Raw genomic sequence first — 24,870 nt, forward strand, 5'->3', positions numbered from 1 at the left:
CGTGGTCAACGATGCGCCAGTGCTCAGGCGGCAAACAGGGTGCGCATCTTCTTCATCGCGTTGGCTTCGACCTGACGAATGCGCTCGGCGGACACGCCGTACTCGTCGGCCAGATCCTGCAGCGTGGCCTTGTCGTCGTCGAGCCAGCGGCGCTGGACGATATGACGCGAACGCTCGTCCAGGTGCGCCAGCGCGTCGGTCAGGTTCTGCATCTGGTTGTCGGCGTGGTCGGCGTCGGACACGTTCTCATACGGATCGGCGCCTTCGTCGATCAGGAACGCAGCCGGTGCCGGCTTGGCGTCGTCGTCGGCATCGGTCGGCGCTTCAAAGCCGATATCGCGGCCGGACAGGCGCGACTCCATCTCGCGCACAGTCGCCTCGGGCACACCCAGATCCTTCGCTACCGAGCTCACCTCGGCGGCATTCATCCAGCCCAAGCGCTTCTTGCTCTTGCGCAGGTTGAAGAACAGCTTGCGCTGCGCCTTGGTCGTGGCCACCTTCACGATGCGCCAGTTCTTCAGGATGAACTCGTGCATTTCGGCGCGGATCCAGTGCACGGCAAAACTCACCAGGCGCACGCCCTGATCCGGATCGAAGCGCTTGACCGCCTTCATCAGGCCGATATTGCCTTCCTGGATCAGATCGGCCAACTGCAGGCCGTAGCCGCTGTAGCCGCGCGCCACATGCACCACAAAGCGCAGGTGCGACATGACCAGCTTTTTCGCCGAAGCCAGGTTGGCCTCTTCGAGATAATCGCGCGACAGCGACTGTTCCTCTTCCACCGTCAACACCGGAATGCGGTGAACGGCCGAAATGTACGCATCCAGGCTGCCAACGACGCTCGGCAGTGGCAGGCTGGCGGTCACCAAAGATTGAGACATGGGTCGAACCTCCAAAACTACGTGTCAATTTAGCACTCGCCATCTATGAGTGCCAAAGGCCGCACAAGTTCTCGGCCTTTAATGTACTAGATGGTACAACAAATGCTCTGGCAAGTCCATATCGCAGGCATGAAGCAAGTGCCAATCCACGATGCCCGAGCCTGGCCTTGCTGCACCTGCAGCATGAACCTCTAGATGTGTAGATAGCGCTAGTGCGGCAATTCACCCACGTGCGTCCCGGTTGCGAGCATGGCCGTCGGGCATGGCATGTCGTTGATGTGTCAACCGAATCGGCATTAAGCCGTTCAAACTCTTCCTGTGACGCTACTCTGTCGATAGAACACGGATGACGGCTCCGCGCCGTCCAGGATGACGCTGTTTTGATGAGTGAAAGCGCTTTAGCTATGACACACCCATACCAGGCAGCACGCGTATGACCGCCCCGCCCCCCGCAGCAGCCGGCCATCCCCCTCGCAAACGACGCGGATTGTGGATCGCGATCCTGGTGGTCGTCGTCCTCGTGATTGTCGTGATTTTTCACCTGCTCAACGGCAAAAAGGCGCGCGTCGGCACGCCGGCCCAGGTCGTCAGCGTGGCGACGGCAACGCTCGGCAGCATGCCGGAGACCCTCAGCGAACTGGGCACGGTGACGCCGACCGCGACGGTCAACGTGCTGCCGCAGCTCAGCGGCTACCTCACGGCCGTCGGCTATCAGGAAGGCCAGGACGTGAGCAAGGGCCAGTTCCTGGCGCAAATCGATCCGCGTCAGTATGAAATCAGCAAGCAGCAGGCGCAGGCGACGCTGGCGAAAGATCAGGCCACGCTGGCCCAGGCACGCTCCGATCTCGCCCGCTACACCCAGCTGCACGAGCAGAAGTCGATTGCCGAGCAGACCTATAACGATCAGAAATTCACCGTGCAGCAGGACGAGGCCGCCGTACAGGCCGATCGCGCCAGCATTGCGCAATACGATCTGGACCTGGCCTATTGCCATATCACCGCGCCGGTTGCCGGACGCGTGGGCCTGCGCCTGGTGGATCCGGGCAATTACGTCACACAGTCGACCTCGCCGGGCATTGTCACCATCACTACGATGAAGCCGACCACGGTGCAGTTCACCGTGCCGCAGAACTCGCTGAGCAAGGTGCTGGCGCGTTTCAAAGGTGCCAACGCCGCGCTGCCGGTCACCGCGTACGACAGCGACAATACCAAGCAGATCGCCACCGGCTCGCTGTACGCGCTGGGCAATCAGATGGCGACGGGCACCGGTACGGTAAATCTGCGCGCCACCTTCGCCAATGACGACGAAGCGCTGTTCCCGAACGAGTTCGTCAACGTGAAGCTGCTGGTGGATACGCTGCAGAACGCGGTGCTGGTGCCGACGCCGGCGGTGCAAAGCGGTGCACCGGGCGATTACGTCTATCTGGTCGGCAGCGACAACACCGTCTCGGTACACAAGATCACCCAGGGACCGAGCGACGGCAAAAACACCGTGATTCTTTCCGGCCTTTCCGCCGGCCAGCAGGTGGTGACCGACGGCATGGATCGGCTCAGCGACGGCGCCAAGATCAAGGTCGCCTCGGCGAAGAAGTCGGCCAACCCGGCCGCCGCCGGCAGCACCGACGCGCCGGCCGCCGCTGCCAGCAGCGCGCAGCCGCCCCACGGCAGGCGCAAACACGCTACCGCCTCCGCCGATAGCGCCTCGTAACCGGCAGGCAGGCGATCCGATGAATATTTCCCGCCTGTTTATCCTCAGGCCGGTGGCGACGTCGCTGCTGATGATCGCCGTGGTGATGGTCGGCCTGGTGGCGGTGAAGTTTCTGCCGGTGTCCTCGCTGCCCGACGTCGACTACCCGACGATCCAGGTACAGACCTTCTACCCCGGCGCCAGCCCCACGGTAATGGCGACCACGGTGACTGCGCCACTGGAAGTGCAGCTGGGCGAGATTCCCGGCCTGCAGCAGATGACATCGAGCAGCTCGGCCGGCGCGTCCGTGATCACGCTGCAGTTCGACCTTTCGCTCAATCTCGATATCGCCGAGCAAAACGTGCAGGAGGCGATCAACGCCTCCAACAGCCTACTGCCTACCAGCCTGCCCGCGCCGCCGACCTACGCCAAGGTCAACCCGGCCGACCAGCCGATCCTCACGCTCGCGGTCACCTCCAACTCGATGTCGCTGCCGCAGCTGCAGGACGTCGCCAACAACCGCCTCGGTGCGAAGATTTCCGAAGTGTCGGGCGTCGGCCTGGTGACGCCGGCCGGTGGTAACGTGCCGGCCGTTCGCGTGGAAGCGGACCCACAGAAGTTGGCCGCCTACGGGCTCAATATCGACGACCTGCGCTCACTGATCGCCAACGTCAACGTAAGCCAGCCCAAGGGCAACTTCGACGGTCCGAATCTGGACTACACGATCAACGGCAACGATCAGATCGAGGACCCGAAGGACTACCTCGCCACGGTCGTGGCGTATCAGAACGGCGCGCCGGTGTACCTACGCGACGTGGCGCGGGTGACCCAGTCGGCGCAGAACACCGAACAGGGCGCCTGGTACAACAAGACCCAGGCCATCGTGCTCAACGTGCAGCGCCAGCCGGGCGCCAACGTCATCGCCACGGTCAATCAGATCAAGCAGCAGCTGCCGCAGCTGGAGTCCACCCTGCCCGCGGGCATGAAAGTCGAGATCGTCTCGGACAGCACCGGCGTGATTCGCTCATCCGTTTCCGATGCGGCATTCGAGCTGATTCTGGCCATCGCGCTGGTGGTGCTGGTGATCTTCGTGTTCCTGCGCAACGTGCCGGCCACGATCATCCCCAGCATTTCGGTGCCCGTCTCGCTGATCGGCACGCTGGCGGTGATGTATCAGCTGGGTTATTCGATCGACAACCTGTCGCTGATGGCGCTGATCATCGCCACCGGCTTCGTCGTCGACGACTCGATCGTGATGATCGAGAACATCGTGCGCTATCTGGAGGAAGGCCGCACTCCGCTCGAAGCGGCGCTGGAAGGCGCGGGACAGATCGGCTTCACCATCCTGTCGCTGACCATTTCGCTGATTGCGGTGCTGATCCCGCTGCTGTTTATGGGCGGCGTAATTGGACGTCTATTCAGCGAATTCGCGGTGACCCTGGCCGTGACCATCGTGCTGTCAGGCATCGTCTCGCTGACCCTGGTGCCGATGCTCTGTGCGCGCCTGCTGCGCGCGCAGTCCGATCGTCACCCGAGCCGCTTCGAGCGGATCAGCGAGGGATTGTTCGACAAGACGCTGGCCGGCTACGAGCGCGGTCTGCGCTTTGTGATGGCGCGGCAGACGCTCACGCTGATTGTGTTTCTCTGCACGCTGGCGCTGACCGTTATTCTCTATATCGTGATCCCCAAGGGTCTGTTTCCCACGCAGGACGTGGGCGTGATCCAAGGCATCAGCGTGGCCGACAATTCGGTGTCGTACACGGCGATGGTGCGGCGGCAGTCGGCGCTGGCCGAGGCGATTCTGAAAGATGCCGACGTCGCCGGCCTCACCTCGTATGTCGGCATCGACGGCACCAACACCACGCTCAACAACGGCCGCTTTCTGATCAATCTGAAGGATCGCGGGGATCGCTCCTCGACCGCCGCCGAAATCGCCCGGCGCATCCAGACCGAAGCGGCGAATGTTTCGGGGATCAAGCTGTTTCTGCAGCCCGAGCAGGATCTCACGCTCGACACCACCATCTCGCCCAACCAGTACCAGTTCGTGCTGCGCGGACCGAGCCAGCAGGCTTTCATGCAGTACGTGCCCGATCTGGTCGCGCGCATGAAACAGATTCCGTCGATCACCGACGTGACCAGCGATTTGAACAACGATGGCCTCAGCGTCAACGTCGAGGTCAATCGCCAGCTGGCCGCGCGTTACGGCATCACGCCGGCCACGATCGACAACGCGCTGTACGACGCGCTCGGCCAGCGCATCGTTTCGACCATCTTCGACCAGTCCAGCCAGTACCGCGTCATCCTGGTCGCCAAGCCAGAGAGCCTGCCGACGATCGAATCGCTGGGCAATATCTACCTGCCGAGCCAGACCGGCAGCAGCGGCCAGGTGCAGCTGAAGGGCATCGCCGCGATCCAGATCACCAAGGCGCCGCTGGCGATCAGCCATCTGGCGCAGTTCCCGGCGGTGACGATTTCGTTCAATCTGGCCAAGGATGCCTCGCTGAGCAAGGCAGTGGATGCGGTGAATCAGGCCGAGCAGGCCGTGCATCTGCCGTCGTCGATCACCTCGTCGTTTCAGGGTGCCGCGCAGGCGTTCCAGGATTCGCTGTCGAGCGAGGTGTATCTGCTGATCGCCGCGCTGATCGCGGTCTATATCGTGCTCGGCGTGCTGTATGAAAGCTTCATCCATCCGGTGACGATTCTCTCGACCCTGCCGTCGGCTGGCATCGGCGCGCTGCTGGCGCTGATGATCGCAGGCGAGGATCTGGACGTGATCGGCATCATCGGCATCGTGCTGCTGATCGGTATTGTGAAGAAGAACGCGATCATGATCGTGGACTTCGCGCTCGAAGCCGAACGCGAGCACGGCAAGTCACCGGAAGAGGCGATTTTCGAAGCCTCGCTGCTGCGTTTCCGCCCGATTCTGATGACCACCCTGGCAGCTATGTTGGGCGCGCTGCCGATGCTGCTGGGCACCGGCACCGGTTCCGAGCTGCGCCGGCCGCTGGGCCTGGCGATCATCGGCGGCCTGACCCTGAGCCAGGTGCTGACGCTGTTCACCACGCCGGTGATCTACCTGCTGTTCGACCGCCTGTCGCTGCGTTTCCGCCGCAAGCCGACGGCGCCTTCCTCCGGACCGGCGTCGGATCAGGCGATCGAGCACCGCCCGTGAGCGCGCGCCGATGAGTATTCCAGGCGTCTTCATCAAGCGGCCGGTGGCGACAACCCTGCTCGGCGTTGCCATCCTGCTGTCCGGTCTGCTGGCGTATTTCCAGCTGCCGGTGGCGCCGCTGCCGAACATCACCTTTCCGGTGATCGTGGTGCAGGCGAGCATGGCCGGCGCCAGCCCCGACATCATGGCCTCCACCGTCGCCGCGCCGCTGGAGCGCCGCCTGGGCACGATCGCCGACGTCACCGAACTGACTTCCACCAGCTCGGTCGGCTCAGCGCAGATCACCATCCAGTTCGGCCTGGGTCGCGACATCAACGGCGCCGCGCGCGACGTGCAGGCCGCGCTGCAGGCCTCGCGCGCCGACTTGCCGTCCACCTTACGCAACAACCCGACCTACCGCGAATACAACCCGTCCGATTCGCCCATCATGGTGCTGGCGCTGACCTCGGAAACCCTGACCCGCGCGCAGCTGTACGACTCCGCCAATTCGGTCATCCAGCAGCAGCTGTCGCAGGTCGACGGCGTGGGCCAGATCACCCTGGGCGGCAGCGCGCTGCCGTCGGTGCGCGTGGAGCTGGAGCCCGACAAGCTCAACAGCTACGGCATCGGCCTGGAAGACGTGCGCGCAGCCATCAGCGCGGCCAATGCGAACAGTGCCAAGGGCCATATCGATCAGGGCGATCAGCGTTTCGAGGTGCTGTCGAACGACCAGATCAACAAGGCCGCGCCGTATCGCGACCTCATCATCGCCTATCGCAACAATGCCGCGGTGAAGTTGAGCGACATGGCCGACGTGCAGGATTCCGCCGAAAACATTCGCAACGCCGGGCTCTACAACGGCAAGGACGCGGTGCTGGTCATCGTGTTTCCGCTGCCCGGCGGCAATATCGTGAAAACCGTCGCGCAGATCCGCAAGGTGCTGCCGTCGATCGAGGCCACGCTGCCGCACGATGTGCATGTGGGCATTGCGGTGGATCGCTCGCAGTCGGTAAACGCAGCGGTCGGCGACACCGAGCGCACGCTGTTCATCGCCGTGCTGCTGGTCATCGGCGTGGTGTTTATTTTCCTGCAGTCGCCGCGCGCCATCCTGGTGCCCGCGGTAGCGCTGCCGCTGTCGATCGTCGGCACGTTCGGGCCGATGTACCTGCTCGGCTACAGCATCGACAACCTGTCGCTGATGGCGCTGACCATCGGCACCGGCTTCGTAGTGGATGACGCGGTAGTGGTGCTGGAAAACATCGTGCGCCACGTCGAGGCCGGCATGGATGTGCAGGAGGCCGCGCTGGTAGGCAGCGCCGAAGTCAGCTTCACGGTGATTTCGATGAGCCTGTCGCTGATCGCGGTATTTCTGCCGATCCTGCTGATGCCCGGCATCGTCGGCCTGCTGTTCCATGAGTTTGCGGTGACGCTGTCCATCGCGATCATGATTTCGCTGGTGATTTCGCTCACCATTACGCCGACGATGGCAGCATTCGTGCTGAATCGAAAGACGCTGCACTCCAAGGCGCGCTGGGCGCTGTGGTACGAGCGGCAGTTCGAGCGTTTCCAGAACGCGTATTCGCGCTCGCTGACCACCGTGCTCGATCACGCGCTGCTGGTCGGACTGACCCTGGTTGGGCTGATCGTGCTCAACGTGTTTCTGATCAAGCTGCTGCCGTCGACGTTTTTTCCGGAGCAGGACAACGGCATCCTGATGGGTCAGATCATCGCCGACCAGAGCATTTCGTTTCAGGCGATGGAAAAGAAGCTGGCCCAGCTGCAGGCGATCGTGAAGAAAGACCCTGCCGTGGCATCGGTGGCAGGGTTCACCGGCGGTCGCGCGCTCAACACCGCCAATGTCTTTATCGAGTTGAAGCCGCTGGCGGAGCGCAAGCTCTCGGCGACCGAAGTGGTCGATCGCTTGCGGCCCAAGCTCAACGGCGTGTCCGGCGCCAAGCTGTTTCTGCAGGCTGCGCAGGATTTGCATATCGGCGGCCGTTCGTCCGCCGCGGAATACCAGTACACGCTGACCAGCGACGACCCCACCGCACTGTTCACCTGGGTTCCCAAGCTGGTCGATGCGCTGGGCAAGCAGCGCAGCCAGATGTCCGACGTCAACTCGGACCTGCAGCAGAACGGCCTGCAGATCTACGTCAACATGGATCGCGCCACGGCCGCGCGCTACAGCTTCGCGCCGAACCAGCTGGACACCGTATTGTACGACGCCTTCGGCCAGCGCACGGTGTCTACCGTCTACAACCAGCTCAACCAGTATTACGTGGTGATGGAAGTGGCGCCGAAATACTGGCAATACCCGCAGATGCTTGACCGCATGCGCTTCAGCACCGCGGCTGGCAATGCCAGCGGCACGGCGCAGACACAGATGTCGAGCGCGCTGGTGAAGGGCGTCACCGCCGAGTCGGCCGAAAGCACCACGGAAACGTCGTCGTCGACCAATGCGCTCAACGCAAACGCGCAGGCCAACCAGTTGACCAACGCGATCTCCAACGCCAAGGGCGGCAGCTCCAGCGGCAGCGCCGACAGCACGGCCGCCGAGACGCTGGTGCCGTTTCCCGCGCTGGCAACCTACGTGAGCAACCACACGGCAACCCAGGTCAGCCATCAGGGCGGCCTGGTCGCCGCTACCATTTCGTTCAACCTGCCGCCGGGCGGTTCGCTGAGCAAGGCCACCGAGGCGATCAACCAGGTATCGCAGCAGCTCGGCCTGCCGGCCTCGATCCACGGCAGCTTCGCCGGCGCCGCGCAGGTGTACGCGCAGTCGATGTCGACCATGCCGCTGCTGATTCTCGCGGCGCTGGGTGCGGTCTACATCGTGCTCGGCGTGCTGTACGAAAACACCGTGCATCCGATCACCATTCTTTCCACCCTGCCCTCGGCCGGCATCGGCGCCACGCTGGCGCTGCTGATTTTCGGCACGCCGTTTTCGGTGATCGCGATGATCGGCATCATCCTGCTGATCGGCATCGTCAAGAAAAACGCGATCATGATGATCGACGTGGCAATCCACCTGCAGCGCGACGAAGGCTATGAGCCGCAGCGGGCGATCCACGACGCCGCCGTGGTGCGTCTGCGCCCGATCATGATGACCACCGCCGCGGCCGTGCTCGGCGCCGTGCCGCTGGCCATCGGCATCGGCCAGGGTGCTTCGCTGCGCCAGCCGCTCGGCATCACGGTGATGGGCGGCCTGATTCTGAGCCAGGTCTTCACGCTGTACACCACGCCGGTGATCTACCTCTACCTCGACCGCCTGCGCGCCAGGTTGGCCAAATGGTCGGACACGCTGCCGTGGAACAAACGATCGGACGTACGCGCATGAACACAAAGATCCCGCTGACGGCTCTAGCCGCTTCGCTCGCCCTGCTCCTCGGCGGCTGCATGGTCGGCCCCGACTACCAGCGGCCGAAGGTCGCCGTGCCGACCCAGTACAAGGAGCTGCCCGGATGGACGGTGGCGCAGCCCTCCGCTGCTGCGCCCAAGACCGACTGGTGGACCGGCTTCAACGATCCATTGCTCAACCAGCTCGAACCGATGGTGTCCGTGTCCAATCAGACCGTGCGCCAGGATTACGCCAACTACCAGGAAGCGCTGGCCGAAGTGCAGCAGGCGCGCAGCGGGCTATTTCCCACTGTTGGCGTAACCGGCTCGGGCACGCGCGAACGCAGCGGCAGCGTAAGCACCGGCACGGCGACGAACGCGGCCGGTAGCACGCGCGGCAGCGTGATCAACTCCGGCTCGCTCGAAGGCAACGTCAGCTGGGCGCCCGACCTGTGGGGCAAGGTCCGTCGCACCATCGAGCAAAACAAGGCGACCGCGCAGGCCAGCGAGGCGACCCTGGCCAACGCCACCCTGACCGAGCAGACCGCTCTGGCGACGGCAGTAATCGAGCTGCGCATTGCCGACGCGAATATCGACCTGCTGCAGAAAACAGTCGACACGTACAAAGAGTCGCTGCGCGTGGTCGGCAATCAGGATGCGGCAGGCACCATACCGCCGTCCGATGCGATCAGCGCGCGCACCCAGCTGGAAAACGCCCAGTCCAGCCTGCTCGCGCTCGGCGTGACCCGCGCGCAGTACGCGCATGCCATCGCCGTGCTGGTCGGCAAGAATCCCGAAGATCTCGATATCCCGCACAGCACTGGCCTGCCCGCGCTGCCGACCGTACCCGCCGGCGTACCTTCCACCCTGCTGCAGCGACGCCCGGATATCGCCGTGGCCGAACGCCAGATGGCGGCGGAAAATGCGGCCATCGGTGTCGCTGTCGCGGCCTATTACCCCAGCCTGTCGCTATCGGGCGCCGACGGCTTTTCGCAATCGCCGCTGGCCGGCCTGCTGCACGCCGCCAACCACATCTGGTCGCTCGGCGCCGACGTCAGCGAAACCATCTTCGACGGCGGCTCACGCCATGCCGATGTCGTTGCGGCAAAAGCCGCCTACGAAGCCTCGGTCGCCAACTATCGCGGCACCGTGCTGACCGCGTTTCAGAACGTGGAAGACGACCTTTCCGGCCTGCGCATCCTCGCTCAGCAGGGCGACGCGCTGGATGCCGCCGTACGCGACGCCCGCCGCGGCGCCGAGATCGCCTTCAACGAATACCAGGCCGGCACCGTCGACTACACCACCGTATCCACCGCCCAGGCCACCAGCCTCAGCACCCAGCAAAGCGCGCTCAACGTGCAGCAGCAGCGCCTGCTCGACACCGTCTCGCTGATCGGCGACGTCGGCGGCAGCTGGTCGGCGAGCGAGCTTAGCGATCCCGGGAAGGCCTCGGCGCAGCGGTGAATGGGCAATAGCGCCGCGGGTCTGTGGTTGCGGCACTTCTCGTCATCGTCGAAAGCGATACCTGCACAGAGCGAACTCCGGAAATTGGAAACGTCAGCGCTCTGCGTTACGGCCCATCCAACGCCGACACCAACGCCATCAACCCTTCGTGATAATGCGCCTGCAGTGATTCGCTGGCGCTGGCTTCGCCGTCGCCGAGCGGTTCGAATTCGCATGACCACATGACCGTACTGCCGCCTTTACTGTCTTTGACGTGCAGGGTGGCGCGGCAGTTGTTGACCGGTACTTTGCCATCGACGACCACGTAGACGTATCGGCGCATAGCGTCGCTGCGTGCCTCCAGCCGCTCGACCGCGCGGCTACCGTCGGCGTAGTGGACGGTGCGGATACGTCCCTCCCACGATAAATCGACGCTACGAACCTGCGGATGCCAGCGGTGCAGGCCGCCGAAGTCGCCGACCATCGCCCACACCAGGTCTGCCGGGTTGGCCAGGTGCTGCACGACCCTTACCTGCGTCATAGCCCCTCCTTTGCTTAATCGCCGGGCGAAGTATCAGGCGCGGCGCCCCGTCGCTTGATCGATATAGCCCATCGGCGAACGGCGCTTGTTCGCTGAGGCAGATCGCCTGGAGTCACGCAAAACCCGAGCCAACCTTGCCCGCTCGCTCAACGCCAGGCGCCAGGCCATCCGGCGCGAAAAGACGCTTGCCCAGTGTCGCTGTTCTGGCACAAGCGGTGGTGACACTGCGTACCAAATGTTGCGCTGCAGTTTGCTTACCGGCGCCGCCGGGACCATTCTTCGGTGCATCGATCCAAACGACACCACCATGGGGCTGGCCGCGTGCCGCTGAGACACGGCTGTCCATCGTCGAGAGAGCCACGCATGAGCAGCCAAATGCAGATTACCCACGCGGCATCGCACGTCGACGGGCTACTGCTGGAGCGATTGGGCCGCATCAACGTTGCGCCGCACGTGAGTAAATCCTGGCAACGCTGCGTCGAGGATTTCGGCACCGCTCCCGATGCGGTTCGCGCCACACCGGTGCTCAACGCGCAGGCCGTACGAGAGCGCCAGCAGCAGTTCGGCGAACTGCTCAACGTGGCCAAAGCCGAGATGGAAAGCCTGTACGAGATGATCGCAGGCTCCGGCTACGCGGTGATACTCAGTGATACCGACAGCGTGATCCTCGGTGCGATCACCGACCCGACCCTGACGCGCGAGTTCCGCGACGCCGGCCTGCGCATCGGCGCGATGTGGAGCGAACAGTACGAAGGCACCAACGGTCTGGGCACCTGCCTGGCCGAAGGCGTACCGGTCACCGTGTATCGCGATGAGCATTTTCGCCGCTTCAATATCGGCCTGTCGTGCTCGGGCGCGCCGGTGGTGGACGCTCAGGGCAAGGTGCTCGGCGTACTCGATGCTTCGACGGTCAACGCCGGCGATACGCGACTGATCCAGCGCCACACGATGGCGCTGGTCAACATGTCGGCCAACCTGATTTCGCGCTGCCGTTTCATGCGCGAATGCGCCGCGACCTGGGTCTTGCGCTTTCACAGCCGCCCGGAGTTTGTCGGCCTGCTGCACGAAGCGCTGCTGGCCGTGGGCAGCGACGGCATCGTGTGCGCCGTGAACGACAGCGCGATGGCGCAGCTGGGCATGTCGCGCGCGCAGCTCGTCGGCAAACCGCTGACGTCGATTTTTCCGTTCGATTTCGAAACCGTGCAGCGCCGTGCGGCCACGGATGCTTCGTTGCTCTGGCCGGTGCGCGATGTCGCCTACGGGCGCCGCTTTTTTGCCCGCGTGCGCACGCCCACGACGCAGTCCGCCTCCATCTCACGCGGGCCGAAGAAGGAAACCAGCGGCGTTCACTCGACCACGCGCCAGCACGTGGTGGCCGACGCGCGCATGCAGCACAACATTCACTGCGGCCACCATCTGTTTGCACGCAAGGTACCGCTGCTGCTGCAGGGGGCGACCGGAACAGGCAAGGAGGCGTTTGCCAAATCGCTGCACCTGGCCAGTGCATGGGCTGACAAGCCGTTCGTGGCGGTGAACTGCGCCGCGATTCCCGAGGCGCTGATCGAGAGCGAGCTGTTTGGTTACACCCGCGGCGCGTTCACCGACGCCGCGCGCGAGGGACATCTGGGCAAGATTCGCCAGTCCAGCGGAGGCACGCTGTTTCTCGATGAAATCGGCGACATGCCGCTGCACATGCAGACGCGGCTGCTGCGGGTGCTGGAAGAACACGAGGTCGTGCCGTTGGGCGGTGAGCAGGCAGTACCGGTGGATCTGCACATCATCAGCGCCACCCACCACGACCTGCTGCAGATGGTGCAGGCCGGCGAGTTCCGCGAGGATCTTTACTACCGCCTCAACGGCATCACCCTGCAGCTGCCGACGCTGCGCGAGCGCACCGACAAGCGCGAGCTGATCACGGCGCTGCTGGCCGATGACGACAACAACGAGCCGATCCCGAGCATCCACGACGATGCGATGCAAAAGCTGCTGGACTATCCATGGCCCGGCAACATCCGCCAGCTGCGCAACACGCTGCGCACGGCGGCGGCGCTGTGCAGCGACGGCGTGGTTCGCATCGGCAACCTGCCGCACGAGATCACCGAGGGCGATGCGTCGACCGCCGCCAGCCAGCCGAGCAAGGATGCCGCGGCGCCGCTGCAGTCGGCCGAACGCGATGCGCTGCTGCGCGAACTCGAACGGCTGCACTGGAATATCAGCCGCGCCGCCAGTGCGTTGGGCGTCAGTCGCAATACGCTGTACCGCAAGATGCGCAAACACGATATCGCCCTGCCTGGCTGATCAGAAGGTCACGCGCACGCCGCCGTAAAAGGTGGTGGGTGCCGCCGGGCTGTAGAAGCGGTTATCGACACCGGGGCCGTTGCTCACCCCGTCGACAGGTACGCCAGGCGCATTCACGCCCGTAGGATCGCTATAAATCCCGTACGTCGCATATTTGGCGTTGAACACGTTATCGATGGACCCGAACAGCTCCACGTTTCTGGCCAGCTGATAGCTCGCATGCAGGTTCACCACGTGATAGCCAGGAAGCGGCTTGTTCTGGTTCGACTCATCGCCGAAGTAATACTCATTGCTGGCGATGATGATGGAAGCGCCAAGCTTCCACTGCGGCGTGACGGCATAGTCCAAGCCAGCTTTTACCCGATTCTTCGCAATGCCTGGCAGGCGGTCGCCGGGACGCACCTCGATATTGCCGTCCGCATCCTGAAAGGGGTTGGACGGCGACGGCAGCTGCAGAGCGGACTGGAACGTGGCGTCGACATAGCTGTAGCTGAAGTAGATCAACCACTTGTCGGTGGTGTAGTTGAAGCCGGCTTCGATACCTTCGCGCCGCGTCGAACCGATGTTCTGGTAGAAGCCGCTGCTGACCGAGGTGGAAATGCCGTAAATGTCGTCGAACGAATTGGTGCGAAACGCGCCGAGGTTCCACGTCGCTACGCCGCCGGCGGAAAACGCATCCGGGATATTTCCACGCAAACCGAACTCGGCGGTATGCGCTACCACCTGCCGCAGGTTCGGCGGGTCGCCCGCAAGGTTCGACGGCAGCAGGCACGGCTTCAGTGGATCGGAGCATTCGATTTCGCTGGCCGTCGGCGTACGGGTACTGGTGGCGATGCCGGCGTACGCGGTGAGGGTCGGCGATAGTTTGTAGGTGCCACCGACGGCCGGGTTGAAGTGACTGAAGCGGTTGTTGCCATTAAGGCTGGTGCCGCGCTGATCCTGCAGGTCGATGTGCGCTACGTCGTAGCGGCCGCTCGCGGTGAGGGCGACATCGGGCGTCACGTTGAAGGTGTCGGTAAGGTAGCCGCCGATGTCACGATTGTTGGCGGCGAGAATCACCGGCACGGCGCCAAATGGCGAGCTCTCCGGCGTATCGACATAAAGATTGGATGGCAGCACGGTGAGCTGGTCATCGATCACGCCGATCTGCGCGCCGGAATAAAAATGGGTGTGCGCATAATCGAACGTGGCGCCGGCGGTGAACTGGTTATCGTGCCCGAAGATCGACTGATCGTTGCTGATTTGCAGCGTCGCGCCGTGGCTGTAGGAGTCGATGGTCTCGAAATCGTTTTCTCCGATCGGCACCGTGCCGCCCTGCGAAATATCCGGCAGGAGCTGCCCCGCCGCGTTGCTGACCGGCGTCACGCCGTCGGACTGGCACAGCGAACCGGCTAAGGCAGCATCGGTGCAGGCGGTGTAATCGGTGGTGTTACCGTTGGAGACGCGCTGGGTGAACTGGCGGTAGTACAGCACGCCCTGCACCGACCAGTGGTCGGTCGCCTGGTAGGTGCCGTTCAAGGTGACGAAGTTCAGTTCGTTGTCGTTGGCCTGTGGGCCTGTGAACACCAGCCGTCGACTCACGGCCAACTCCTGCGCCGGCGCCGAGCCCTGGCCGTCCAGATGGTTTTCCGCATGCGTGTAGCTGAGGTCGAGCGAGAGTTTGTCCGTGCGCATGCTGAGGTCGGTATAGAACTGCCGCAGCGCATCGGAAGAGAAATCACGCCAGCCGTCCGAATTCAGCGTCTTGGCCGCCGCGTAGATGCCGAACGTGCCGTTGTTGGCGCCGTACTGTGCGCCCGCGGAGCGCTGGCCGAACGAGCCGCCGGAAAGCTCGAGTTCGCCGCCGGTATAGTTGAAGCCGTTTTTCATCTCGACCGAGATCGCGCCGCCCAGCGCGTTCAATCCATACACGGGATTCGAACTGACCAGCTGCACGCGGTTGATCGCCATGTCGGGGAACAGATCCCAGTTCACCGTATCGCCGAACGCCTCGTTGATGCGTACGCCGTTCTGATACACCGCCAAACCTTGCGGCGTGCCCAGCACCGGCGATGCCTCGAAGCCACGGTAGAGGATGTCCGGCTGATACGGATCATTGAGGTTGTCGTTGACGCTGATGCTGCCGAGCTGCGAGTTCAATGCCTGGGTCATGCTGGCCGAGCCGTTGCGCATGAGGTCGGCGGCCGACAGGCTTTGCACGTTACCCGGCACCTTGTCGGCGTCCAGCGCCTTGCCGCCCGGCAAGGCCGTGGCCTGCACCACGACGGTCGCCAGCTGCTTGGCTTCGGCCGGCGTGTTTTGATTCGTCGGCGGTTGCGAGGTGGATGCCGTGGGCGTCGCTGCGTTGCTGCCAGGCGCCTCCTGCGCCTGCGCAAACCCTGCGCCAGTCAATGCCAGAAACAGCAGCGCGCGCGGCAGCATGCGCAGGCGAGAACATCCGTTCATTACTGCGTGATGATCGGTGACATGACCCATCGTATCGGATACCCCAGCCTGATCGGTTTGACGGTCAACGCATTCGCTCGCGCGTCGTGCAATGACGCGCGAGCGAATGCATTGCGCAAAGCTAAAGCAGCGCAGGCCTTTTTGACTACGGGAAGAACTCCCGAATGCCGAACCGCTACCATGCGCTGAGTCCCCGACAGCGAGCGGCCACAGCATGCGTCTATCGCGATTCCTGATGTTGCGCATCGCCGCTGTTTCGCTCGCCATGATGGCATGCGCGCTGCTGCTGGCGCTGTGGCAGGCACGGCTGAACATCGCGCGCGAAGAGCGCGGCGCCACCGAAACAGCGCGCCTGTTCGACGAGCTCGATGGCCTGGAAAGCGGGCCGGCCGGCGATATGCCGGCGCACCTCAGCGCGCTGCGCCAGATCAGCGCGCAAGGCCGGCTGCGGCATCTGCAGCTGCAGCTGCAGGATGACCACGGCAACGATCTGTTACCGCGACTGCCGGAAACATCCACACCGCTGCAGCGCGGCTACGCGTGGCTGCTGCCGCCCGCCTACGGCGGCGTCAAGCCCACCACGCCGCAATGGAACCTGCAGCGCGCGGATGGCCGGAGATTTCACGTGACACTATTGCTTGACCCGGGCAGCGAGCGCAGCGAGTCGCTGACCGATATCGCCGGCCTGCTTGGCATTCTGCTCGGCTACGGCGCGCTGACGCTGCTGGCGGTCTACGTGGCGCTGCGCTTGGCGCTGCGACCGATGCGCAAGATCATCTACGCGATCGGTCAGTACCAGCGCGATCGCTACGACTATCGGCTGCCGCCGCTGCGCCTGCTGGAGTTGCACACGATCGGGCAAGCGCTCAACCACATGGCGCAGTCGCTGGCGTCCTCGCAGGAGGCACGCCGTCGGCTCGACCTGCAGCTGCGCAGCCTGCGCGAGGACGAACGCAGCCGACTGGCGCGCGAGCTGCACGACGAATTGGGCCAGCGGCTCACGGCGATGCGTGCGGACACCGCATGGCTGGTGCGCCGCAGCCTCGGTCAGCCGCCGCTGGCCGATGTCGCCAACGCACTCGCCGAGCACTGCGAACACGTGCGGCACGCTTTGCGCGATCTGCTGCAGCGGCTGCGCGCACGTCAGCCGTATGAGGACGAAGACGAACCGCTGCCCTTGCATCGTCTGCTGCACGAGCTGGTCGACAGCTGGCGCGACATGCCCGATCAGGGCACGCGTTTCGAACTGGCTATGGCGATCGATGAGCATGCCGTCGGCGGCGATGTCGCGCTGACCGTCTACCGGCTGACGCAGGAGGCACTGACGAATATCGCGCGCCATGCGCAGGCCACGCGCGTCGGCATTCGGCTCGCGCTGCACGACGACGGTCGACTGGAATGGTCCGTGTGCGACGACGGCAACGGCTTGACCGATCCCGGGCAGGCGGCCTATCGCGGCAACGGTCTGGTCGGCATGCGCGAACGCGTGTGGGCGCTGCACGGTGAGATCGACATGTTCGCCACTCACCCGCACAGCTCGCGACCGGGGCTGACCATCCGGGCACGATTGCCGCTACAGCCTGTATCGGCGACGTCGCTAACGAACGATCGACTCGCCCATGGTGAGCCGGACTATCCTTCCTGAAGTCTCGCGATGGCGTGCGCGGTTCTCTCAGGGAACCTGGGCAAGCAGCCCGCAGGTCTGCGCGTAACGATACATTTCCAGTGCGCTGTTCAAGCCGAGCTTATGCCGGACGATGGTTTGATAATTGGCCGCTGTCTTCACGCTGAGGCAGCGCTGGCTGGCGATCTGCTCTACCGCGATGCCCTGCGCCAACAGCAGAAAAACGTCAAACTCACGCGGCGACAGTTGCTGATGCGGCAGGTCGCTTTCGCCTTTTCGCATGGCCTGCGCAATATCCACCGAGAGCACCTGCTCACCGGCCGCCACCTGATGCACGGCGTCGATCAGCGATTCCGGTGGGCTGCTCTTGGTGAGATAGCCGCTCGCACCGGCCTTGAGCAGCTGCGCCGCCAGCACCGGGCTGTCGTGCATGGTAAAGATCAGCACGCGCAGCCGCGGCACGCGCTGATGCAGACGCTGCAGGGTTGCCAGGCCGCCCTGGCCCGGCATCGACAGATCGAGGATCAGCACATCGGCCGGTTGCTCCGACAGCCACAGGTAGGCGCTTTCGCCATCGGCGAATTCGGCGACGACCCGCAGCCCCGGCTCCAGCTCCAGCAACCGCCGGTAGCCCGCACGCACCACCGCGTGGTCGTCGGCAAGGACGACCCGCAGCGCTGGCTTGGCGTTTCCTTCCAAGGCGGACCTTCAGCCGGCGTAGGCCGTGCCCTTGGTTTTCGCCACATGCGCGGCAATGGCGTCCATCAATGGCGGCGACAGGCAGTCGTACGGCGTCAGGCCCAGCTCGTTGAGGCGGCCGCGCACCGCATCCATCTTGCTCGGGTCGTAGCCCTGCTCGATGATCGAGGAGACAAATGCGGCAAACGTCGGCGCCGACCAGCCCTCTTCGGACGACAGCTCCGTATGCACGAAGTCCAGGCCGTGGAACGGGTGCCCGGTGTCCTCGATGCGGCCGATCATGTGCGTGCCGCAGACCTTGCAAGCGTGCCGCTGGATGGCTGCTTTGCCATCCACCACGGCGAGCTTGTCGCCGTTCTCTTCCACGCTGACCTTGTCACGCGATACGACAGCGATCTGCGCGAACGTTGCGCCTTCGGGCTTCCAGCATTTGCTGCAGCCGCAGACGTGGTTGTGCGCGGTCTGTGCGCCGACCTTGACCTTGACCGGCTTGTCACTGCAATGACAGGTCAGCGTGCCACCGGCAAAGTTGTCCTTGCCCGGCTTGACGCCGTTGTCGACCGCGGGATGAATATGAGTTGCCATGGTGTCTCTCCTTGATAGAGGTATCACTGGATTCAACCGGCCTTAATTACGCCGGCCACGAGGGTGGCTAGCGGCTGATGACCGCCGATGGATGCAAAGCAAAACGCCGCGGGCCTTCCCGCGTCTGCACGATGTCGTGCGCTTGAATGGACTGGAAAAAAGCTGATCACACGTCGTCGCCACGCCGGGCATGCGCGCTAACGCGGCGTTTAACCCGGATGCGTCGCGTCGATGCGCGCCGTGTTTGTCGAGCATGAGGATCAGCCCATCGCTCAGTAGTGGATCACCGAGCGGATGACCTTGCCGGCGTGCATGAGCTCGAAGGCATCGTTGATGCGCTCCAGCGGCAGCACTTCGGTAATCATCTCGTCGATCTTGATCTCGCCCTTCATGTAGCGATCGACGTAGCCCGGCAGCTGGCTGCGACCTTTCACCCCGCCGAACGCACTGCCGCGCCACACGCGGCCGGTCACCAGCTGGAACGGACGCGTGCTGATTTCCTGCCCCGCGCCGGCTACGCCGATGATGATCGACTCGCCCCAGCCCTTGTGGCAGCACTCCAGCGCCGAGCGCATCACGTGCACGTTGCCGATGCACTCGAACGAATAGTCCACGCCGCCGTTGGTGAGATCCACGATCACCTGCTGGATCGGCGTGTCGGGGTAATCCTTCGGGTTGATGAAGTCGGTCGCGCCAAGCAGTTTGGCCATGACGAACTTTTCCGGGTTCATGTCGATGCAGACGATGCGCGAGGCTTTCGCCATCACCGCGCCCTGCACGACCGACAGGCCGATACCGCCCATGCCGAACACCGCTACCGTGGCGCCCGCTTCCACCTTCGCCGTATTCAGCACCGCACCGATGCCGGTGGTGATACCGCAGCCGAGCAGGCACACCTTCTCCAGCGGCGCGGCCGGATTGATCTTGGCCAGCGAGATCTCCGGCAGCACGGTGTATTCGCTGAAAGTGCTGGTGCCCATGTAGTGCAAAATCGGCTTGCCGTTCATCGAGAAACGGCTGGTGCCGTCCGGCATCAGGCCCTTGCCCTGGGTGATGCGGATCTTCTGGCACAGGTTGGTCTTGCCCGACAGGCAGTATTCGCACTCGCCGCATTCGGGCGTGTACAGCGGAATGACGTGGTCGCCGACTTTCAGCGACGTCACGCCCGGTCCCACCTCTTCGACAATGCCGCCACCCTCGTGACCGAGAATGACCGGGAACATGCCTTCAGGATCGGCACCGGACAACGTAAAGGCATCGGTGTGGCATACGCCCGTGGCGACGATGCGCACCAGCACCTCGCCCGCTTTGGGTCCCGCCACGTCGACCTGCTCGATCGACAGAGGCTTGCCCGCTTCCCATGCAACTGCAGCTCGTGACTTCATAATCCATCGTTCCTTATAACTATCAACAAAACCATTAACCCTCCGCTTAGGTGGGCAGTCAGGAACGTATCATGCACATCAGATGCCAGATGGCGAAAACGCCGGGACACCGTGATTCAGCCACTTGCGGCGACCGTGTCGCGGCGTAATCCGCGTGCTGTATCGGATTCGTGACAGATCAGTGTGCCGCGTGCGGGACAGCCGACACCAAGGAAGTGCGCACTGCCGTGGCAGATGACCGCTTTGCAGAAGTAGCTCAGCTGCCCTGGCGCTTGTGCCGTACCGCGCCGCGTTGCGGGTCGTAGCCCCATATCGCCAGCCCCAGAAAAACGATGAGCGACGCGGCAACCACACCGCACGCAAGCCAGTTCATCTGCCCGTACATGGCGTAGCGGATCAGATCGATGCCGTAGGTAAACGGATTGAAGCGCGCCAGCTGATAGACCACGGTGGCCCCGGATTCCTGCAACTTCCACAGCGGATACAGCGCCGGCGACAGGAAAAACATCGGAAAGATCACGAAGTTCATCGCCCCGGCGAAGTTCTCGATCTGCTTGATGTACACCGATACCAGCAAGCCCAGCGCGCCGAGCATCAGCCCGGTCAGGAACATCGCCGGCAGCACCAGCAGCAGACCGGGCCACCACGGCAGGTCGAGCCGGAACAGCGCGCAGATCGCGAAAAACGCGTATGCCTGCAGGATCGACAAAAAGGTGCCCGCGAGCAGCTTGCACGTCAGCAATACTGAGCGCGGCAACGGCGCTGTCAGCAACAGCCGCATCAAGCCCATCTCACGGTCGTAGACCATCGCCAGCGACGACTGCATGCCGTTGAACAACAGCACGATGCCCAGCAGTCCCGGCACCACGTAAACCTGGTACTCGATATAGGTCGAGTACGGCGGAATCACCGAGACGCCGAAAACGTCGCGGAAACCGGCCGCAAAAATAAGCAGCCACAGGCTCGGCCGCACTAACGCGGAAAGCAGTCGCCCGCGCTGGTGCAGGAACTTGATCGTTTCGCGCGAGGACAGCGCCAGCAGCGCCTGCAGGGCGTGGCTCACGATCGAACCGGAGCGCCTTGCCGGCACGCCTTGCTGCCATTCGGGTTTCGTAGCCATCACACCGCCTCCTCGTGCGCGACCGACGATTCGCCGGTCAGGTCGAGGAAGGCGTCGCGCAGCGAGCGCTGGCCGGTGCGCTCACGCAGTTCCGCCGCGGTGCCCGAAGCGATCCAGTGACCCTTGTGCAGAATGATGACGCGGTCGGCGGATTCGGCCTCGTCCACCAGATGCGTTGCCCACAGCACGCCGACGCCGCGATGCGTGCACAGCGAGTGGACATACGCCACCAGCTGCTCGCGCGAGGCGGGATCGAGTCCGACCGTCGGCTCGTCCATCAGCAGCACGACCGGGTCGTGCAGCAATGCGCGGGCCAGTTCGACGCGGCGGCGATTACCGCCGGAAAGCGCCCGCGCGCGATCCCTGGCCCGCTCCGTCAAACCGATGCGCTCCAGCTCGGCATCGATGCGCGCGCGCGCGCCGCGACCCATGCCATGCAGCCGTGCGTGGAAGCGCAGGTTGGCCACCACGCTCAAGTCCAAATCCAGCGTCGGCTGCTGGAACACCACGCCCAGGCGCGCGAGTGCCTTGCGCGCCTGATGGCGCATGTCGAAGCCCGCCACCTCGATGCGCCCGGCGTCGGGCACAAACAATCCGGTGAGCAGTTGGAACAGCGTACTTTTGCCAGCGCCGTTGGGGCCGAGCAGGGCCACGAACTCGCCCCGTGCCACGTGCAGTGACACGCGGTCCAGCGCCTTGACCGCGCCGTAGGATTTGCTGACCTCCTCCACTGCCAGCGCGAGTGCAGCCTCTTCGGATGGTGCCGACGCGGGCGTGGATACCTCGCTGTGCGCATTCATCGCGCCACGCTCTGCTGCGGCCGCGCGACCCACAACGCCCACCACCACACCGAGGCAACAGACTTCACACACCCTCCTTGCGACGCCAGCTTTCGTCCGGGTCAGACCCGGCCATCTCGGATAGCAGCCCCTGATGGCGCGCCAGCAGCTGACGGCTGAGAGCAGCGATCTCGGGACTGTCCAGATCATGACTATCCGTCGGCTCGACGCGATAGTCCAGTACGACGCGCGCCGGCGTATCGCCGAGAAACAGTATGCGGTCGGCGAGCACCAGCGCCTCATTCAAGTTGTGGGTAACGAAAAGCACCAGCGGCCGCACGCGCGCGCACAGCCGCCGCAGCAGCGCGCGCAGCTGATCGGCTGCCAGCGGGTCAAGCGATACGAACGGCTCATCCATCAGCAGTAGCCAGGGCTCGACCACAAACGCCCGCGCCAGCGCCGTGCGACGCTGCATGCCGCCGGAGAGCTGGTGTGGCCACGCATCGCGGGAAGCGCGCAGCCCGACTTCGTCGAGCAAGCGATCCGCGCACGAAACATAGCTGCGGTCGCGCGCCAGGCGCTCGGCTTCCGCCAGCCGCACGTTCTCGCCCACCGTGAGCCACGGCATCAGCCGCGGTTCCTGGAACACCATGCCCAGGCCCGGCGGTGACTGACCGGGCGCGGCCAGCGGCACGCCGTCGTAGCGAATCGATCCGCTGTAGTCGGCGTCCAGACCGGCGACCATGCTGAGCAGCGTCGTCTTGCCCACGCCGGAAGGCCCGACGATGGCGACGAATTCTCCGTCGGCGATGGTGATGTCGACATCGGCCAGCACCGCGACATCGTCGTAGCGTTTTTCGATGACATGAATGTTCAAGCCTTTCATTCGCGCCACCGCGTCGCGCGTTTTTCCAAAGGCCGCATCACGCCGGCTTCGATGATCATGACAAGCGCAGCAAACGCCAGCGTGTACGCCAGAATGCTGGTGATGTCGAAGTACTGAAAAAAGACCGAGAGTTCAAAACCCACGCCATTGCTGCGTCCAAGCAGCTCGGCCACCAGCACGATCTTCCAGATCAGCGCCAGACCATTGCGGGCCGAGGCGATGAGGTACGGATAAAGCTGCGGCAGGATCACCCGCCTGAGCGTCACCGTGCGCGGTACGCGATATACCTGCGCCACCGCCAGCAGGCGCGCGTCGATCGCCCGCGACCCTTCGCGCACGGTCACCACCACAACCGGAATCTTGTTGAGGGCCACAGCCACGATCACGGCCACTTCCGTAAGTCCGAGCCACAAGTAACACAGGATGGTGATGACCAGCGCCGGAATGTTCAGCGCCAGCACCAGCGGGCCGTCCAGCAGCAAGTTGAGCCTGCGCGAACGGCCCATCATGAAACCGACCACGGTGCCTATGCTCATGGCGACGACGAACGCCGCGAGCACGCGCGCCATGGTGATACCCAGTTCCAACGCAAGCTGACCGCTGCGGGTATCGCGATACATCGCGGCGAGCACCGCGACCGGCGTGGGCAGCATATTGCTGCCCGCCAGTTGCGCCGCGATTTCCCACACCACCGCCAGACCGATCAGCGACGCGACGCGCCACAGCCACCCGCGCCCCGACGGCAGTGACCCACGCCACCGTGTCAGCGCCACCACCTGCGTCTCGGACCTGCCGCCGGCTCGAGGCAGTTCGCCAGTACCCGCGCGATGACGGACAGAACTCATGGCCGACGGAATCCGCTCCAGAACACATCCGCCGGCAGCTCGCTCGTGCCACCCGTAAGTTCGCCGTGGCTTTCTTCGGCGACCAGATGAAACAGTTGTCCGGCGGCCTGGATTTCGGGTGCGCCGAAGCGGTTGACGATGCCGTCCCGGTAACCCTGCCGGATCGCGGCGAAGACCGCATCGTTTTCGGGTTTGACCTTGCTGCGCAGCGGCTGCCAGGCGGCATCCGAGCGCACCAGCTCCTGCTTGGCATCGTAGGTCGCGGCGATAAAGGCCCGCAGGGCATCGCCGTGAGTTTCTGCCCAGCGTTGCGAAAATACCCAGCCCAGCAGCGGCGGGTCGGTCTTGACGCCCAACCCCTTGAGCATCTGCTCCACCGTAATCACCGGCCGCATGCCTTGTGCAACGAGGCTGGCGCCGTACTGCCAGAAGTTGATCACGGCCGGAAGCTCGCCATCGAGCATCAGGTGATTGAGCAGCGGCGCTGCGGCGAACTGTGGTTTCACTGCAGACTGCAGATCGATGCCGTACGTCTTGCGCGCGTAGGCACGCGCGATCAACCAGCTTTTATCCACCGGGCCGCCCGCCACACCGAAGCGTTTGCCGTTGAGGTCGGCGAGCGAACGGATGCCCGCCTTCGGATTGGCAACGACCTCGCCGACCGTCCGGGAAAACGGCACAAACTGGTAGTCCTGACCGCGTGATCGCAGCGTGGCGACCCAGAACCAGTCCGAGACGACCAGATCGACGCTGCCGCCCAGCAACGCCACCTTCAAGGCGTTCTCCGACGCCAGCGGCACCACCGCCAACCGGATGCCATGCTTGCTCGCGAAACCGAGCCTCTGGACGGTATCGATTTCCCACCCGACCGAGCCGAACTCCAGCACTCCGACCCGCAACTCGGGAACGTCGTGCGCAACCTCGGCGCGCGCAGCGGGAGTTGGCATCATCGTGAGGAGCGCGGCACAGAACAGCGCGAACATGCGCGTGATGAAATGAGTCGATGCCATGTTCACTCTCGCCTGTCCGCGTTTCATATGAATACCGCTCCTGCGCAACGCGACGAGTCATGCTGAGCTTTCCCGATACACGCCGATGTGACCTTCGTATCGCAGCTTAGACCACTGGCCGTGCGACGTTTGCTGTGCGATGCCGGACACGCGCA

Annotated in this window: 17 protein-coding genes; 6 read left to right on the forward strand and 11 right to left on the reverse strand. The window is 64.0% G+C overall.

The annotated features are described in order from the left end of the window. Positions 1-23: 23 nt before the first annotated feature. Positions 24-881 carry an RNA polymerase sigma factor RpoH gene (gene rpoH, locus HDE78_RS08230; RefSeq protein ID WP_179478110.1) on the reverse strand — a complete coding sequence of 286 codons (858 nt, stop codon included), beginning with the start codon at positions 879-881 and terminating at the stop codon, positions 24-26. 433 nt (positions 882-1,314) lie between these two features. Between rpoH and HDE78_RS08235 the strand changes: the two genes are divergently transcribed. The 4 genes from HDE78_RS08235 to HDE78_RS08250 are packed head-to-tail and all read left to right on the forward strand — an operon-like array spanning position 1,315 to position 10,519. Further along, positions 1,315-2,589, forward strand: coding sequence for an efflux RND transporter periplasmic adaptor subunit (locus tag HDE78_RS08235; protein ID WP_179478112.1), 1,275 nt, complete (start codon positions 1,315-1,317; stop codon positions 2,587-2,589). A gap of 19 nt (positions 2,590-2,608) precedes the next feature. Then, the gene (locus tag HDE78_RS08240; protein ID WP_179478114.1) at positions 2,609-5,740 is read left to right on the forward strand and encodes an efflux RND transporter permease subunit; all 3,132 of its coding nucleotides are present in this window, start codon (positions 2,609-2,611) and stop codon (positions 5,738-5,740) included. A gap of 10 nt (positions 5,741-5,750) precedes the next feature. After that, entirely contained in the window at positions 5,751-9,056 is a 3,306-nt protein-coding gene (locus HDE78_RS08245; RefSeq protein WP_179478116.1) for an efflux RND transporter permease subunit, read from the forward strand. Next, positions 9,053-10,519, forward strand: a complete 1,467-nt coding sequence (locus tag HDE78_RS08250; protein WP_255457706.1) for an efflux transporter outer membrane subunit — start codon at positions 9,053-9,055, stop codon at positions 10,517-10,519. The genes HDE78_RS08245 and HDE78_RS08250 overlap by 4 nt, the downstream gene beginning before the upstream one ends. Before the next feature lie 106 nt (positions 10,520-10,625). Here the strand turns inward: HDE78_RS08250 and HDE78_RS08255 are convergent, their stop codons facing one another. Next, a complete protein-coding gene (locus HDE78_RS08255) occupies positions 10,626-11,039 on the reverse strand; it encodes an SRPBCC family protein (RefSeq protein WP_179478120.1) in 414 nt (137 codons plus the stop codon). A gap of 363 nt (positions 11,040-11,402) precedes the next feature. Here HDE78_RS08255 and HDE78_RS08260 point away from each other — a divergent pair, with 363 nt between their 5' ends. Further along, positions 11,403-13,337 carry a sigma-54-dependent Fis family transcriptional regulator gene (locus HDE78_RS08260; protein WP_179478122.1) on the forward strand — a complete coding sequence of 645 codons (1,935 nt, stop codon included), beginning with the start codon at positions 11,403-11,405 and terminating at the stop codon, positions 13,335-13,337. Here the strand turns inward: HDE78_RS08260 and HDE78_RS08265 are convergent, their stop codons facing one another. After that, the gene (locus HDE78_RS08265) at positions 13,338-15,782 is read right to left on the reverse strand and encodes a TonB-dependent receptor (protein ID WP_179478124.1); all 2,445 of its coding nucleotides are present in this window, start codon (positions 15,780-15,782) and stop codon (positions 13,338-13,340) included. 214 nt (positions 15,783-15,996) lie between these two features. Here HDE78_RS08265 and HDE78_RS08270 point away from each other — a divergent pair, with 214 nt between their 5' ends. Further along, positions 15,997-17,427, forward strand: a complete 1,431-nt coding sequence (locus HDE78_RS08270) for a histidine kinase (protein ID WP_179478126.1) — start codon at positions 15,997-15,999, stop codon at positions 17,425-17,427. A 27-nt stretch (positions 17,428-17,454) separates the two neighbouring features. On the opposite strand, the gene HDE78_RS08275 is transcribed toward HDE78_RS08270, so the two are convergent. From HDE78_RS08275 to HDE78_RS08310, 8 genes are all read right to left on the reverse strand, one after another. Next, on the reverse strand, positions 17,455-18,105 hold the full coding sequence (locus HDE78_RS08275; RefSeq protein ID WP_218862166.1) for a response regulator transcription factor: 651 nt from the start codon (positions 18,103-18,105) through the stop codon (positions 17,455-17,457). A gap of 9 nt (positions 18,106-18,114) precedes the next feature. Then, entirely contained in the window at positions 18,115-18,690 is a 576-nt protein-coding gene (gene gfa, locus HDE78_RS08280) for an S-(hydroxymethyl)glutathione synthase (RefSeq protein ID WP_179478128.1), read from the reverse strand. Between the two features lie 272 nt (positions 18,691-18,962). Then, positions 18,963-20,075 (reverse strand): S-(hydroxymethyl)glutathione dehydrogenase/class III alcohol dehydrogenase, encoded by a 1,113-nt coding sequence (locus HDE78_RS08285; RefSeq protein WP_179478130.1) that lies wholly within the window; start codon positions 20,073-20,075, stop codon positions 18,963-18,965. Between the two features lie 256 nt (positions 20,076-20,331). Continuing rightward, the gene (locus HDE78_RS08290; protein ID WP_179478132.1) at positions 20,332-21,195 is read right to left on the reverse strand and encodes an ABC transporter permease; all 864 of its coding nucleotides are present in this window, start codon (positions 21,193-21,195) and stop codon (positions 20,332-20,334) included. Continuing rightward, positions 21,195-21,995, reverse strand: a complete 801-nt coding sequence (locus tag HDE78_RS08295) for an ABC transporter ATP-binding protein (protein ID WP_179478134.1) — start codon at positions 21,993-21,995, stop codon at positions 21,195-21,197. Before HDE78_RS08295 ends, HDE78_RS08290 begins: the two co-directional genes overlap by 1 nt. Before the next feature lie 64 nt (positions 21,996-22,059). Then, on the reverse strand, positions 22,060-22,860 hold the full coding sequence (locus HDE78_RS08300; RefSeq protein ID WP_179478136.1) for an ABC transporter ATP-binding protein: 801 nt from the start codon (positions 22,858-22,860) through the stop codon (positions 22,060-22,062). Next, a complete protein-coding gene (locus HDE78_RS08305; protein ID WP_179478138.1) occupies positions 22,857-23,705 on the reverse strand; it encodes an ABC transporter permease in 849 nt (282 codons plus the stop codon). The genes HDE78_RS08300 and HDE78_RS08305 overlap by 4 nt, the downstream gene beginning before the upstream one ends. Continuing rightward, on the reverse strand, positions 23,702-24,715 hold the full coding sequence (locus HDE78_RS08310; RefSeq protein ID WP_218862168.1) for an ABC transporter substrate-binding protein: 1,014 nt from the start codon (positions 24,713-24,715) through the stop codon (positions 23,702-23,704). Before HDE78_RS08310 ends, HDE78_RS08305 begins: the two co-directional genes overlap by 4 nt. Between the last annotated feature and the right edge of the window lie 155 nt (positions 24,716-24,870).

Origin of the sequence: Rhodanobacter sp. K2T2 (assembly GCF_013408815.1) — a bacterium.
Lineage (GTDB): Bacteria > Pseudomonadota > Gammaproteobacteria > Xanthomonadales > Rhodanobacteraceae > Rhodanobacter.